This window comes from Ochrobactrum teleogrylli, from assembly GCF_006376685.1.
GTDB classification, from domain to species: domain Bacteria; phylum Pseudomonadota; class Alphaproteobacteria; order Rhizobiales; family Rhizobiaceae; genus Brucella; species Brucella teleogrylli.
On sequence record NZ_VEWL01000001.1, the window covers coordinates 14,168 to 27,674 of the forward strand.

Below are 13,507 nucleotides of genomic sequence, written 5' to 3' on the forward strand. Positions count from 1 at the left end.
TATGCGCGTTTGTCAGAAAAGGCAGCAACTTTTCGCGATTGCGCACCAAAAACGGCCCGGTTAGGGTCGCCGCAGGAGAACGACCATGGCTACACAGCGCATTATTGATTTCCTCAACACCCGTCGTCCGGACGGTCCCTGCCTCGTCGTCGACACCGATGTTGTCCGCGAGAACTATCAGAGCTTTGAGAAGGCATTGCCCTATTCCCGCATTTTCTATGCGGTGAAGGCCAATCCTGCGCCGGAAATCCTGCGCCTGCTCGCTTCGCTCGGTTCCTGCTTCGATACCGCTTCGGTTGCCGAGATTGAGATGGCGCTGGAAGCCGGCGCAACGCCGAACCGTATTTCCTACGGCAACACCATCAAGAAAGAGCGCGATATTGCGCGCGCTTTCGAGCTGGGCATCCGTCTCTACGCGGTCGATTGCGTGGAGGAAGTCGAGAAGGTTGCGCGCGCCGCTCCCGGCAGCCGCGTGTTCTGCCGCGTTCTGACCGACGGTGAAGGCGCCGAATGGCCGCTGTCGCGCAAGTTCGGCTGCGTGCCTGCAATGGCCGTGGACGTGCTGCGTCATGCCAAGGTGTTCGGTCTCGACGCTTATGGCGTGTCGTTCCATGTCGGCTCGCAGCAGACGGACCTTTCCGCCTGGGACCGCGCGCTTGGCGATGCGGCATCGGTGTTCCGCACCCTTGCCGATGAAGGCATCGTGTTGCGCATGGTCAATATGGGCGGCGGTTTCCCGACCCGTTACCTCAAGGACGTGCCGACCGCTCAGGCTTACGGCATGGCGATCTTCGACGCGCTGTCCAAGCATTTCGGCAACCGCATCCCGGAAACCATCATCGAACCGGGCCGCGGCATGGTCGGCAATGCAGGCGTGATCAAGACCGAAGTGGTTCTGGTCTCCCGCAAGGCGGACAACGACAATGTGCGCTGGGTCTATCTCGACATTGGCAAGTTCGGCGGTCTGGCCGAAACCATGGACGAGGCGATCCGCTATCAGATCGTGACCCCGCATGACGGTAGCGAAACCGAGCCTTGCGTACTGGCTGGCCCGACCTGCGACAGTGCGGATGTTCTTTACGAAAAGACGCCGTATCCGCTGCCGGTCTCGCTGACCATCGGTGACGAAATCCTCATCGAAGGCACGGGTGCTTACACCACCACCTATTCGGCGGTGGCGTTCAACGGCTTCGAACCGCTCCGATCCTACGTCATCTGATCTTTCAGGTTTAACCCTGAGGATCCTCTCAATCTGTCTGGTGCCGCAAGGCACTGGACAGGGTGTGCTGCTGCCGCTTTGCGGGGATAGATGTGATGAATGCAATTCACGATTTTCAGGACAATGATGCCGCTGGCTTCGTGCCGGGCTTTGCCCCCGTTGCTGCGCCTGCTTTTGCGATAGCGGGCGAGACGGTAGAGCATGTGCTGGCGCGCGAGGCGCTGCTCGACCGTGCCATGGGCGAAGGCCGTCGCAGAAAGTCTTCGGAAAAGCTGCGTCGCGGTCGTCTTCCCGCCGCAGGGCTGGCCTTTGCTGCCGAAAGCGCCGATGGCGCTCTTTCTGGCACCGTTCGCCTGTGGAATGTGCAGGCTGGCATCGACGCCTTCGGCTTTCCGGTTGCCGCGCTGCTGCTTGGGCCGCTGGCTGTGGATCCGTCGGCTGCCGGTTGCGGCATGGGTTCGGCCCTGATGCGTCATGCGATTGCCGAAGCAAGCACGCTTGGCCATGGCGCGATCCTGCTGGTGGGGGATCCGGAATATTACGAGCGTTTCGGCTTCACGGCAGAAAAGACCGGCGAACTGGCCATGCCCGGCCCTTATGAAAAGCGTCGTTTTCTGGCGCTTGAACTGAAGCCCGGCCACCTCGACGGTGCCCACGGCGTTCTGCGGGCAAGTGGCCGCAAGGTGCCGCGCGCCGCCTGAGACTATCTTGAAAGCCGCAGCAGCCGTCCGAAATTGCGGACGGCTGTGATGGCAAGCCCCGCCAGAAGACCGGCGATCAATCCTGCAATCACCACCAGCTTGCGCGATTTTCCCGAAGGATCGAGCGGCGGACGCGCTTCCGAAAGCACACGGATATTGACCGTGTTGAGGCCTTCCTGTTCGCCAGTTTCGCGCGAGCGCAGGAGGAAGGCTTCATAGACGGAGCGCCGCGCTGCCGCTTCCCGCTCCAGTTCGCGCAGCTTGACCAGATCGCCATTATTATTGGCCTGTTGGGCTTTCAACTGCGCCAGACGAGCCGACAATTCCTTCTCCTGCTGAACCGAACGTTGCACCTCGACCTGAAGCGAGGAACGCACGCGGCGCAGTTCGGCGTCGATATCGCCGAGGATTGCGCCTGCCTGCGATTGCGCCTGTATCAATTGCGGATGGCGCGGCCCCAATTGCGAGGACATGCCGTTGGCCGCCTGTCTTGCCTGCGCATATTGCGCGCGCAAAGTGGTCAGTGTGTTGGAACGCAACTCTTCCGGCAATGTACCGGCCACCACATTGTCCGATGTGGCGCTGTTCATCACCTGCGTGCGGGCCTGCAACCGCATCGTTTCGGCGCGCTGGTTGGAAAGCTGCTGGTTGAGGTAGCTCAAATCGCTATCGCTGATCAGCTTGCCGTCAACATCCACGAGATCATGCGCGGCGCGGAAATCGGCAGCCGCTGTTTCCGCCTGCTCGACGCTTGCGCGCAGGCTGGCCAGCCGGGTGGATAATTCTTCCGATGTGCGGCGCGTCGCATCGGATTGCATCGAGGCAAGCTCGTTCTGAAACACCGTGCTGATCGTATTGGCCAGTGAGGCCGATTTTTGCGCATCGCGGGTTTTGACCGAAATCGAATAGATGAAGGTCTTGGCATCGCGAGCGATGGTCATCGCCTTGTAGAGATTGTAGAGAACCCGCGTTTCCAGCGCCTGACCGTCGCTTGTCTTCTTAGTGGACAGCATGTCGCGGATCTGCGCGAAGAAACCGGCCACGCCGGTTGGCACCAGCGTCCCGTTAAATTCCGGGTCTTCAGTCAGCTTGGTCTGGTCGATCACCTTCAAAAGCACGCTGCTGGAACCGATGATACGCGCCTGGCTTTCCGCCACCGCCAGCGAGGCGTCGGTGGGCAACTGGCCGGGGGTCAGTTCGGTGCCCACCGTCTTGATGTTGCGCGGATCGACCAGAATATCGGTCGTCGCCACATACATGGTCGGCATGGAAAGTGCGATCAGCACACCGGCAATGCCGCCGAGAACGGTGGTGACAAGCAGTAGCTTGCGCGATCCCTTGATGACGTCGATTGCCGCATAAGGGTCGATCAGCGGACGCCAGCCATCGCCGGAATCAACGTTTCCGGCCTGTGGGGCGGGTTGCGTGGTGGCGGGTGGGGTCGCGGCCTCCGGTTCGTGATGGTTTGTTTCATCAGCAAGCGGCGGCTCGCTTTCGCGCGCGACCCGCTTGCGCCGCTGGCGCTCGACCAGCTTGCGGTCAAGCTCGGTCTCGATGGCCGCAAGCCGTTCCTGCAAGGCTTCGAGTTCCTCCTCGGTCAGCCGCTCCGGGTTGAGATCGTGCGTGCGGGTGAAATCCTCGCGCTCCTCTTTCGAAGCGGGGGGAGTCCACGGGGGTGTTTGGGGAGGTGCCTGGCGTGGCGTCGGAGCGTTCGATGTCCGGCTTACGGCAGCTGGCGCGTCGGAGAATGAGAGAAGGGGTTTCCCGCTCCCCTCTTTATGACGCTTATCATCGCTGCTCATTGCCTGAAATATCCGAACTCTGAAAACCCGTTTGGGTTGAGACTGTAAGTGCCTACGGGAAAAAATTGGTTAATGTTATTGCAATTCTCCCGATGGAAAATGCAACCGGTTAACCATTCAATATCGTATGCCGGGTTTTGCGCTGGCTTTTCGCTTCGGCCCGTGAAACATGCCAGATCATGAGCGATGCGACGCAGACAAAGGTTCGTTGGTGATAGCGAAAGCATTTCAAAAAATGGATCGCCTGAAATCTGGTCTCAAGTCCGGCCTGTTCAGGGATTATCTGTCGCTCGTCTCTGGTTCGGTCGGGCGGCTCGTGGTTTCGCTGGTCTATTTCATCGCGCTTGCCAATACGCTGCCGACCGGCGATTTCGGCATTTTCGCAACCGCATCGGGCACGGGCGTCATGCTGTCCCGCATTGTTTCACTGGGCTTTACCTCGCCGCTTTATCGCATCGCAACCGTCAAGCCGCATCTTCTCGGCACCTATAGCGCCGGTTATCTCATGGCGGTGGTGGGATCGCTGCCGCTCTTCGCGCTCTGCTCCTGGCTCGTCTATCTGGTCTTCTTCAGCCGGGATATCACGCTTTTGCCTTTCGCCATTATCATCGCGGCGGAAGCCTTGTTCTGGCGGTCGGCGGAAGTCATCATCATCGTCAATAACGGCCTCAACCGTTTCGGCATTTCGGCAAGCCTCGTCATTTTCGGCACGGTCACGCGCGCGGTTGCGGCGGTGCTGTTCACCTGGATGGCGACGGTCCATGATGTCGCCCACTGGGCATGGTGGTATCTTGCGGCCAATGCCGCGGCGCTTGCCGTGTCAATCTGCTTCTATCCGCGACGGAAAATCCGTTTCCGGCCAAAACTCTATATGCGCCGCATCGCGGATTCGGTTGCGGTCGCCGGAGCGGAACTGCTTTTTTATGTGCAAAGCGAGCTGGACAAGTTGCTGGTGCTGAGTGTTGGCGGGCCGCAAATAGCCGGGCTTTATGCCATCGTCATGCGGCTGGTCGATCTGACGGCGCTGCCGGTACGCTCCTTCAACATGATGCTGGTGCAAAAGCTGATGCGCAAGCCCGACATGCTGTCGAGCCTGCGTCTGCGCGCCGGACTGGAAGCGGCGGTGTTTGCCGTCTCAACGGGCGGGCTTGCGGCGCTTGCGATCTTCCTCTGGGTGTTTCCCAATGCGCTCGGTGCCAATGTCGCAGCCATTGTCAGCCTGCTGCCGCTGGTTCTGCTGGTGCCGGGGTTCCGCAATCTGATCGAATACCAGACCGAGCTTCTCTATGCGCGCGGCCAGTCGGGCCTGCGGACGCTCAGCCTCGTTATCATGACGGCAGCCAAGGCTTTGTTTGTCTGGCTGCTGCTCAGGCATGCCGCTGGCGGCAATGACTGGATTGCGGGCCTCAATCTTGTCTTCGGCGCGCTTTATATCCTGTCGCTGGTCTTCACCTATACGAGCCTGAAGCTCCCAGCCAAACGAATTTAAGTTCAGCCGCTGGTGATGCGGCGAATATCGTCGGCTGAAAGCCCCAGAAACGACTGCATGCAAATGGCAACCTGATAGGGTTCCATTTCGGTGATGAAAGCGCGGAATTCCGCTTCGGTCGGCGGCGGCTCGAACCACATCACCCGGCACAGATCATGCGTGTCGGTAAAGTGACCGGAACCGTTCAGCACATCTTCCACATAGCGGCCATAGATGAAACATTCCGAGAAACGACGGTTCATCCCAATGCCCGCCACCCAGTGGCGTCCGGTCTGCTGTTCGATGCGCTCGCACATGGAAAGCATCGTGTCGCGCCGCCAGGCGATCAGCTGGCCGACATAATCATTGAGCGCGGTTTTCGTCTCGGGAATGCCGAGAATTTTTGCCGCATTGGCCGACCAGAACGGATGCTCCGTCCATTTCGGATCGGCCAGCGCATTGGGGCGCACGAAGAGGCGCAGCCGCTCGCCATGCCACAGGCTGTTGCAATCGAATGGATGCAGGAAAACCGTATCGGAATCCATGTAGAGAAAGCTGTCTTCCTCCAGCACTTGCGCCACCGCGATGCGGCGCAATTGCTGCACATGCCAGCCGCGCAGCGGTTTTGTTTTGGGCGACAGCCAGATGCGGCGCTTGCCGAACGATGTCGGATCGGGAAACACGCGCAGCCAGGACGGCAGTAACTCGCGCTCGTCGATAATGATGCGGCGCGGCCCGGCCAGCTGCCGGAAAAGCGGGACATCGCGCGGTTCGACAAGGATATAGTGATTGGTGAAGCCGCTGACATGACGGTCCACGGTCTCGCACAGCAATTTGCAACGCTCGAAATCCTTGTGGTAGCTTGCCGTTACCAGTGCCGTTTTCATCGCTTGTCATGCCTGAAGTATCCCGAAACTGCATGCTGCACGACCCGCCACAGGAAAAGCGGATTGCCGACGAGATAGCGCCCGGCCAGCCGGCCCGGCTCACGCATCAGCCGGTAGGCCCATTCGAGGCGCATGTCACGCACCCATTGCGGCGCGCGTTCGGTGGCGCCTGCCTGAAAATCGAACAAGGCGCCAACCGCGCAGGCCATGGTGCAATGCGCTGCCGTAATATGGGTTCGGATGAACAATTCCTGCAAGGGCACCCCCATGGCGACCAGCACGATGTCCGGGCGATATTCCGCGAGCCGGTCGAGGATGGCGGTTGTCTGGTGGCTTCCGAAAAATCCGTCCGCAAAGACCCGATAGTCGTGCTGCGGCGCGCGGGCGCGAAAAGCTTCGGCAGCCTGTTCGGGGATGCCGGGCCGCCCGCCGATCAGCCCGATGCGCAGGGGCCGCTTGATACGGCCGAGAAGGCGCGGCACGAAATCCGTTCCGTTGAGATTGGCGGGAAATTTCTGCCCATAGGCGATCTTGCTTGCAATATCGACGCCGACCCCATCCGGCAGCACGAGAAAACTCTGCAAGGCCTGCCTATAGGTCGCATCCGCATGGGCAACATTGGCGCAATGGGCATTGAGCCATGCCACGCGCAGGAATTGTCCGTCTTCGAGCGCCTTGTCGAAAAAGTCGAGCGCTTGGTCCCAGTTGAAACCGGTGACCTTGATGCCGAGAATATTGCGGGCGTGAACGGGGCTTGGTTCCGGCATCATTGCGCTCCGCCCGCACGCTTTGACGCGAGACGGAGCGCATCCAGCCCGCGTGAAAGCGCCTGATCCATGCCGTCGATCTGCGAGCGGGTAAACGCCTTGCCGTCGAGCATCTGACGGTCACCTGCGCGGGCTTTGGCAATGCGCGTCTGGATCGCCGCTGCAAATGCCGCTGGCGTGTCGGCAAGGGTGCAGTTTTCAGGAATGCGGGCGATGCCGCGCACAGAATGCGGCGTGGCAACGCTTGGCATGCCAAGCTCGAAGGTTTCGATGGTCTTGAGCTGAACGCCCGTGCCTGCGCGGCTGATCAGTGGCACGACGGCGCAGCTTTCAACGAAGGCGGTAGCGTCCGGTACTTTGCCGACGAAATTCACGCCGGGCCATGCGGCAATCAGATCGGCTGGCGTGCTGCCGGCGATCGCGATGGATATATTTGCGGGCAGCAAAGGCCTCACTTCTTTGAGGAACCATTCAAGGCCAATCCGGTTCGGGTGCCATGTCCAGGTGCCGATCAAGGCGAGGTCATAGGCGATATCGCGTTTGGCCGATACGCGCCCGGCTGGCATGACCAGCGGGAAGGTCGCGGCTTTTGTCTGCGACAGGCCCAGCGCTGGCGCATCATCCTCGGCAAAGGTGAAGACGAAATCTGCATTGTCGCAGAGCCGCTTTTCCAGCCGCTTGAGAATGCGGGCTTCGCGGGCGAACAGAAGTTTCTGGATGATGCCCTTGGCGTCTTCGGCGTTTTCGCGCGCTGAGCGGTGTTCCACATTATGGGCGACAAAAAGCGATGGCTTGTCGCGAAATACCGCTTCGAACGCGCCCGGCAGGGCAACACCATTCAGCACATAGGCGTCGAAATCGCCGCAAGCCGCAATGGCGTCATGCAATTTCATCGGGGAAATGACGCGCAGCTTGGCGGAGGAAACCGTCAGCCCGGTCAGGAAGGATTTGACCACCCAGCCGATTTTCTGCGCCGCACTTGCGCCTTCGGTGCGCACTTCCACTTCGCCCAGCACGACGACATCACGGTCGGTTGCAGCCTTACGCCCGGGCCATGTGAAGCCGATGACCGTGACCTGTGCACCCGCCCGGCGCAGCCCGTCGATGACAGCGGCATTGGCGACTTCATATCCAGTCGAAGCATCTTCGTGGGGTACGAGGGATGTCACGAAGACAAGACGCAACGGTTGCAATTCGACTCCTGCGGATATGCCGTATTTCTTATTCCCCGATTCATAGCCGCGCGGTGTAAATGATCCTTAAACGCTCGGCTGGTAATAAGGGCTTGAAAACAATTTGTTGAATCGGATGGAGCGCTGTTTTTCAGTACAACCGCACCGATTGAAGAATTGATGTGGCATAGAGAAGTTTACGTGTCAAAAATAGGGCATTTCCGGCAAAAGTGCCAATTGGTTTTGCATTGGGAAATAGGGCGGCGGTTGAAAATATAATGGACAACAGAACGCCGAAGCTTCCCGATCATATTCAAGTCATTGCTGAAACACCCCATTTGGATTTTGCAAATGTCGAGGTGGTCGTGACGCTGCCGACATTTCGCCGCCCCGAACATCTCCTGCGCACGCTGGAAAGCGTGAAGGGGCAGGTGACCGGACGGCAATTCGCGATCATCGTGGTGGAAAACGAGGCGGAGGAACGCGCGGGCGCGGCGGTCGCGGCACCGCTTTTTGCGGCGGGCACTTATCGCGGTCTGGTGATCGTGGAAATGCAGCGCGGCAATTGCAACGCCTATAATGCGGCCTGGCTGACAGCGCTTGGCTATTTCCCCGCCATGAAGCATGTGCTGGTGATCGATGACGACGAACTGGCCGACCCGTCATGGCTGGAAAATATGATCGCTGCGGCGGAACGCTATTGCGTCGATCTGGTCGGTGGCCCGCAGGTGCCGGTTTTCGACCGCCCGGGCTCGGAGGCGTGGGCGCGGCATCCGGTTTTCCTGCCGACCTATCAGCAGAGCGGACCGGTGCCGACGCTCTATTCATCCGGCAATCTGGCTGTGGCGCGGCCTGTGCTGGAAGCGGCGGGTTTTCCGTTTCTCGATCCGATGTTCAACTTCACCGGCGGCGGCGATTCGGATTTCATCAGCCGTTCCGTCGCCAAGGGTTTCAAGACAGGCTGGTGCGCGGAAGCCCCGGTGCGTGAAACCGTCCCGGCGCGGCGGCTGGAAGCCGACTGGATTCGCGCGCGCGGTTTGCGCAATGGCATGATTTCCACCATGATGGAGCGGCGCAAGCGCAAGAACGAACCGTTCAGCGCGGCGCGGGTCTTTCTCAAGAGCGCGCTTCTGCTGGGCTTTTCGCCGTTCAAGGCGGTCTACAAGGCGGTTCAGGCGCGTTGGGTTTCCGTCGGCGCCTACTATATCCATGTCGGATTGGGCCGGGTCATGGCGCATTTTGGATATGAGCATGAGCAGTATCGCAACCCGGACAAAAACTGACAGCGGCGCACCCAGTGCTGTCGCAGCCGGGGTTGCGGGCGCGCACCGTGCGCAAATGCGGAAGGTGGCGCTCGCTGCCTCCATGATCATCATGTGCATTTTGATGATTTCGTTTCGCCCATTCATGCCCGAGCCGGAAACCGATGGCGGTGGCGGTGGCGATATCATCAACCAGCTCGGTTTCAGCCTTCTGGGTGTCATGGCCATGCTGGCGCTTGCCACGCTGGCCGACCCGCGAAAGGTGGCGCGGATTGTCGGCTTCGGCTGGTCGCTGATGTTTCTCCTGCTATTCGCGTCGCTCATGCAGAGTATCTATCCGGCTGTGGTCATGCGCGGCGCCATTTTCACGATGATCGGCGTTTGCTGTGTTGTCGCGGTTCTCGCGCTGCCGCAGGACGGCGATGGCTATGCACGGCTTTTGATGACGGTGGCATCTGTCGTGCTGGTTATTTCCTATGCGGGTGTGGTGCTGTTGCCCGCGGGGGCAACTCATGGTGCAGACCCGATCGAACCGCAGAACTCCTATCTCTGGCGCGGTGTCTTCAGCCACAAGAATGTGGCCGGTCCCGTCATGGCCGCCTTCGCCTTTTCTGGGCTTTATCTCTGGCGGCGGGGCTGGCGCGTCAGCGGCGCGCTGATCGGCCTGTCGGCCTTGTTCTTCGTCGCGCAGACCGGCTCGAAAACCACCATGGCGCTGGTGCCGATGGCCATGTTGCTGGTGATGGTGCCGGGTGCATTCGGCCTGCGATTTCTGACCGTTGCGGCGATCTTTTCCATTCAGTTCCTGTTCGCGTTCCTTACTTTCGGGACGGTGCTGTTCGATCCGGTCCGCCAATTTGTCGAGAGCCTCGGCATTGACGCGACTTTCACCGGGCGCGTGTCGATCTGGCAATTTGCAATCGAAAATCTGCCGGGCCGATTGTGGACCGGCTATGGCTATGAAAGCTTCTGGAAATCGCCCATCGCGCTGGAGGCGGCCAATCCTTATTATCTCGGCTGGGATGTGCGCAACATGGTCCATGCCCATAATGGCTATCTCGATCTGGTCATCGCCATGGGCATTCCGGGGTTGATTTGCGGCGTGGCGGTGATCATCGTGATGCCGCTGGTCAATTATATGCGGTGCAGGCCGCAGCGCGAAAACCTGCTTCTGGCCGATTACTTTCTGATGATCGTGTTCTTCTGCACGTTGAACGCGATGATGGAAAGCTTCTTCTTCCGACGCGTGGACCCGGTCTGGCTCACCACCTTGTTGGGGATTTTCGGGCTGCGACTGACATCCAGAATCAGCATACCGAAAAGGCTGGCCGCTTCTACCGGAGATCATTCATGAATATTGCAATTGTCGGCACGGGTTTCGTCGCCGATTACTATATGACCACCCTACGCAACTATCCCGAACTGGTGCTGCGCGGCGTCTATGATCGGTCGCCGGAGCGGCTCAAGGCATTTGCGGCGCATTATGGCGTGCAGGTCTATGACAGTTTCGATGCCGTGCTGGCAGACCCGGACGTGCAGATCGTGGTCAATCTTACGACGCCGGAAAGCCATTATGAAATTTCTCGGGCGGCACTCGCCGCAGGCAAGCATGTCTATTCCGAAAAGCCGCTCGCCATGAGTTTCGATGAGGCGCGCGCGCTGGTCGATTTTGCCGCGAGCCGCGGCCTGACGCTGGCCGCTGCACCCGCCAACGGTCTCAGCGATGCGCAGAAGCTGGTTTCCGCAGGCCTAGGCACTATCGGCACGCCGCGTCTTGTCTATGCGCAGATGGAAGATGGCCCCGTTTTTCGCGACAGATGGTCCACATGGCGCTCGGCCTCCGGCGCGGCCTGGCCCGGCCTGCACGAATTTGAAATCGGCTGCACGCTCGAACATGCAGGCTATGCGCTGTCATGGCTGGTTTCGCTGTTCGGCCCGGTGGAAAGCGTCACGGCGTTTTCTGCGATCACCTTTCCCGACAAGGGGCCGGGCACGGAACATCTCCACATGGCTCCCGATTTTTCGGTCGGTTGCCTGCGTTTCAAGTCGGGTCTCGTGGCGCGGCTGACATCGGGTCTCGCCATGCCGCGCGACCGCAGCCTGACGGTGGTGGGTGACAAGGGCTCGATCAGCGTGGACGATCTGTGGGACAACCGCTCTGCCGTGCGGCTTGAAAAGGCGGATGAAAAGACGCGGTTCTGGGCGCGGCTTTTCATCATCCTTGAAGTGCGGATCGGCAAGTTCCTGTCGTGGAAGCCGGTTGCCGGAAAGAAGCTCTCCTATCCAAAGGACGGTAAATCCGCTTTGCCTGCTTACCCGTCGCAGATCGATTTTGCACGCGGTATCGCCGATCAGGCGCGCGCCATCGAAACGGGCGCGACGGCGTTCTTTTCCGGTGATGTGGCGCTGCACATTACCGAAATCGCGCTGGCGCTCAACAATGCTGGCGACAGCGCGGTGCCGTATCAGATGAAGAGCAGTTTCTAATCGCTCGATACGATCCGATGCAGGATGTCCGCCACGGCTGTGCTGTCCGTCAGAGGCATGACCGGGCTTGAAATCGCGCCATTGCGCACGGCATCGCGCACGGCAAGCGCCTGAAACTGAAGCCCGTTGCCGGAAAAGGTATGGTTTTCGATTTTGCGACCCGGCAGGGGCAGGCGGTTGATGATTTTGCCAAACAGGCCGGAGCCTTTGCCCGGTCCGAAGGGCGATTTCAATGCACCAGCGGAATAGACAGTCAGTCGCTGGGCCTTCAGGAAAGGGCCGTGCAACAACAGCGCGCCCCTGGTGCCCGTGATCAGCATGCGATTGTCGCCATCCCGGTCGAAGCCGCAGGACAGCCGGGCTTCCGCGCCGGGCCAGAACAGTTCGATCTCCGTGCGCAGATCGACGCCGTTATCGGCGCGTTTGCAGCGGCCCTGCGAGCGCTCCGGCTGACCCAGAAAGAACAGCACCAGCGAGACCGGATAGACGCCGAGGTCGAAGGCTGCCCCGCCGCCCAGTTCCGGGTCGAAGAAGCGGCTCTGCCGGTCATAGGCGCGCAGATAGGAGAGGTCCGCTTCGATGCGCGTGACCTTGCCGATGGTGCCGGCCTCGATGTGGCGCTTCGCTGCCTGTATGGCGGGAAGAAACCTTGACCACATTGCCTCCATCACGAAAGTCCCGCTGATTTCGCTGGCCGCGGAAAGACGCCCCGCGCCAGCGGCATCAAGCGCCAGCGGTTTCTCGGTCAGGCAGGGCTTGCCTGCGGCAATGACCTGCAAGGTCTGCGCGACATGCATGGCGCTGGGCGTTGCGATATAGACCGCATCAATATCCGGGTCGGCAAGGAATGTGCCGACCGTGTTGAAGGTCTTGTCGGCACCGATACGGTTGCCGAAAGCTTCCGCCGCTTCCAGTGTACGCGAACAGACGGCGGAAACGCGCATGCCTTCAACGGCAGCGATATCGGCTGCGAAGGCGCTGGCAATGGCGCCAGTTCCCCATATCCCCCAGCGAAACTCGCTATGCGCGTTTTTCTGTTGCAATCTGCGCCTCGTCCTGCCTGCATTCAAATAAATGTCTTATAACCTATGATAGCAGGCCGGGAGTGTTTTTCCTTTGCGAGAAACCTTCTCTGCAACAATAATTTGGTCGCTACACAAATGGCCAGAGCAACGATGGGATGGGAATCATGGGTGGTGGATTTGTCGTGGCCGTTGCACGCGATGGTGAACATCGTTTTTCCAAGCAGCCCGTACCGGAAATCAATATCCTGACCGGGCTTGGTGTCGAGGGCGATGCGCATCAGGGCACAAGGGTGAAACACCGTTCACGCGTGAAGGTGGACCCGACCCAGCCCAATCTGCGACAGGTGCATCTCATTCAGGCCGAACTTTTCGACGAACTGTCGGAAAAAGGTTTTCAGATTGCGCCTGCTGATCTTGGCGAGAACGTCACCACGCGGGGTGTCGATTTGCTGGGCTTGCCGAGAGACGCTTTGCTTAAAATCGGCAAGGATGTGGTGTTGCAGGTGACGGGCTTGCGTAATCCATGCCCGCAGATTGAAAACTTCCAGAAAGGCCTTCTTTCGGCAGTGCTCGACAAGATGCCGGATGGCGAAGTGATCCGCAAAACTGGTGTCATGACCATCGTTCTCGCTGGTGGGCATGTGCGCGCTGACGATCCGATTGAAGTCGAGTTGCCGCCGCTGCCTCACGTAAAGCTTGAGCGCGTTTAACACTACA

At 59.8% G+C, this 13,507-nt stretch carries 12 protein-coding genes; 7 read left to right on the top strand and 5 right to left on the bottom strand.

The window, feature by feature from the left end:
* The first annotated feature begins 85 nt into the window (after positions 1-85).
* Positions 86-1,219, top strand: a complete 1,134-nt coding sequence (gene odc2 / locus FIC94_RS00080; RefSeq protein ID WP_109367749.1) for an ornithine/lysine decarboxylase — start codon at positions 86-88, stop codon at positions 1,217-1,219.
* 95 nt (positions 1,220-1,314) lie between these two features.
* Positions 1,315-1,920: a GNAT family N-acetyltransferase gene (locus tag FIC94_RS00085; RefSeq protein ID WP_140023497.1), complete on the top strand. Its 606-nt coding sequence runs from the start codon at positions 1,315-1,317 to the stop codon at positions 1,918-1,920.
* Positions 1,921-1,922: 2 nt separating this feature from the next.
* Here FIC94_RS00085 and FIC94_RS00090 read toward each other — a convergent pair whose 3' ends face one another.
* Positions 1,923-3,722: a GumC family protein gene (locus FIC94_RS00090; protein ID WP_140023498.1), complete on the bottom strand. Its 1,800-nt coding sequence runs from the start codon at positions 3,720-3,722 to the stop codon at positions 1,923-1,925.
* A 211-nt stretch (positions 3,723-3,933) separates the two neighbouring features.
* Between FIC94_RS00090 and FIC94_RS00095 the strand changes: the two genes are divergently transcribed.
* Positions 3,934-5,211, top strand: a complete 1,278-nt coding sequence (locus FIC94_RS00095) for a lipopolysaccharide biosynthesis protein (protein WP_140023499.1) — start codon at positions 3,934-3,936, stop codon at positions 5,209-5,211.
* 2 nt (positions 5,212-5,213) lie between these two features.
* Here the strand turns inward: FIC94_RS00095 and FIC94_RS00100 are convergent, their stop codons facing one another.
* The 3 genes from FIC94_RS00100 to FIC94_RS00110 are packed head-to-tail and all read right to left on the bottom strand — an operon-like array spanning position 5,214 to position 8,037.
* A complete protein-coding gene (locus tag FIC94_RS00100) occupies positions 5,214-6,077 on the bottom strand; it encodes a DUF6492 family protein (protein ID WP_140023500.1) in 864 nt (287 codons plus the stop codon).
* Entirely contained in the window at positions 6,074-6,844 is a 771-nt protein-coding gene (locus FIC94_RS00105; protein ID WP_140023995.1) for a WecB/TagA/CpsF family glycosyltransferase, read from the bottom strand. Before FIC94_RS00105 ends, FIC94_RS00100 begins: the two co-directional genes overlap by 4 nt.
* A complete protein-coding gene (locus FIC94_RS00110) occupies positions 6,844-8,037 on the bottom strand; it encodes a glycosyltransferase family 4 protein (protein WP_140023501.1) in 1,194 nt (397 codons plus the stop codon). Before FIC94_RS00110 ends, FIC94_RS00105 begins: the two co-directional genes overlap by 1 nt.
* A gap of 257 nt (positions 8,038-8,294) precedes the next feature.
* Between FIC94_RS00110 and FIC94_RS00115 the strand changes: the two genes are divergently transcribed.
* The 3 genes from FIC94_RS00115 to FIC94_RS00125 are packed head-to-tail and all read left to right on the top strand — an operon-like array spanning position 8,295 to position 11,765.
* Positions 8,295-9,299, top strand: coding sequence for a glycosyltransferase family 2 protein (locus tag FIC94_RS00115; protein ID WP_140023502.1), 1,005 nt, complete (start codon positions 8,295-8,297; stop codon positions 9,297-9,299).
* Positions 9,268-10,632 (top strand): O-antigen ligase family protein, encoded by a 1,365-nt coding sequence (locus FIC94_RS00120; protein ID WP_140023503.1) that lies wholly within the window; start codon positions 9,268-9,270, stop codon positions 10,630-10,632. The genes FIC94_RS00115 and FIC94_RS00120 overlap by 32 nt, the downstream gene beginning before the upstream one ends.
* A complete protein-coding gene (locus FIC94_RS00125; RefSeq protein ID WP_140023504.1) occupies positions 10,629-11,765 on the top strand; it encodes a Gfo/Idh/MocA family protein in 1,137 nt (378 codons plus the stop codon). Before FIC94_RS00120 ends, FIC94_RS00125 begins: the two co-directional genes overlap by 4 nt.
* Here FIC94_RS00125 and FIC94_RS00130 read toward each other — a convergent pair.
* Positions 11,762-12,808 (bottom strand): Gfo/Idh/MocA family protein, encoded by a 1,047-nt coding sequence (locus FIC94_RS00130; RefSeq protein WP_140023505.1) that lies wholly within the window; start codon positions 12,806-12,808, stop codon positions 11,762-11,764. The two genes, FIC94_RS00125 and FIC94_RS00130, sit on opposite strands and share 4 nt — an antisense overlap.
* 146 nt (positions 12,809-12,954) lie before the next feature.
* On the opposite strand from FIC94_RS00130, the gene FIC94_RS00135 reads away from it, so the two are divergent.
* Positions 12,955-13,500, top strand: a complete 546-nt coding sequence (locus FIC94_RS00135) for an MOSC domain-containing protein (RefSeq protein ID WP_140023506.1) — start codon at positions 12,955-12,957, stop codon at positions 13,498-13,500.
* The last annotated feature ends 7 nt before the right edge of the window (positions 13,501-13,507 follow it).

Coding starts and splice junctions, on each gene's coding strand:
- FIC94_RS00120 (WP_140023503.1), top strand. CDS start 9,268: ATGAGCAGTATCGCAACCCGGACAAAAACTGACAGCGGCGCACCCAGT.
- FIC94_RS00085 (WP_140023497.1), top strand. CDS start 1,315: ATGAATGCAATTCACGATTTTCAGGACAATGATGCCGCTGGCTTCGTG.
- FIC94_RS00090 (WP_140023498.1), bottom strand. CDS start 3,722: ATGAGCAGCGATGATAAGCGTCATAAAGAGGGGAGCGGGAAACCCCTT.
- FIC94_RS00100 (WP_140023500.1), bottom strand. CDS start 6,077: ATGAAAACGGCACTGGTAACGGCAAGCTACCACAAGGATTTCGAGCGT.
- FIC94_RS00135 (WP_140023506.1), top strand. CDS start 12,955: ATGGGTGGTGGATTTGTCGTGGCCGTTGCACGCGATGGTGAACATCGT.
- odc2 (WP_109367749.1), top strand. CDS start 86: ATGGCTACACAGCGCATTATTGATTTCCTCAACACCCGTCGTCCGGAC.
- FIC94_RS00125 (WP_140023504.1), top strand. CDS start 10,629: ATGAATATTGCAATTGTCGGCACGGGTTTCGTCGCCGATTACTATATG.
- FIC94_RS00115 (WP_140023502.1), top strand. CDS start 8,295: ATGGACAACAGAACGCCGAAGCTTCCCGATCATATTCAAGTCATTGCT.
- FIC94_RS00105 (WP_140023995.1), bottom strand. CDS start 6,844: ATGCCGGAACCAAGCCCCGTTCACGCCCGCAATATTCTCGGCATCAAG.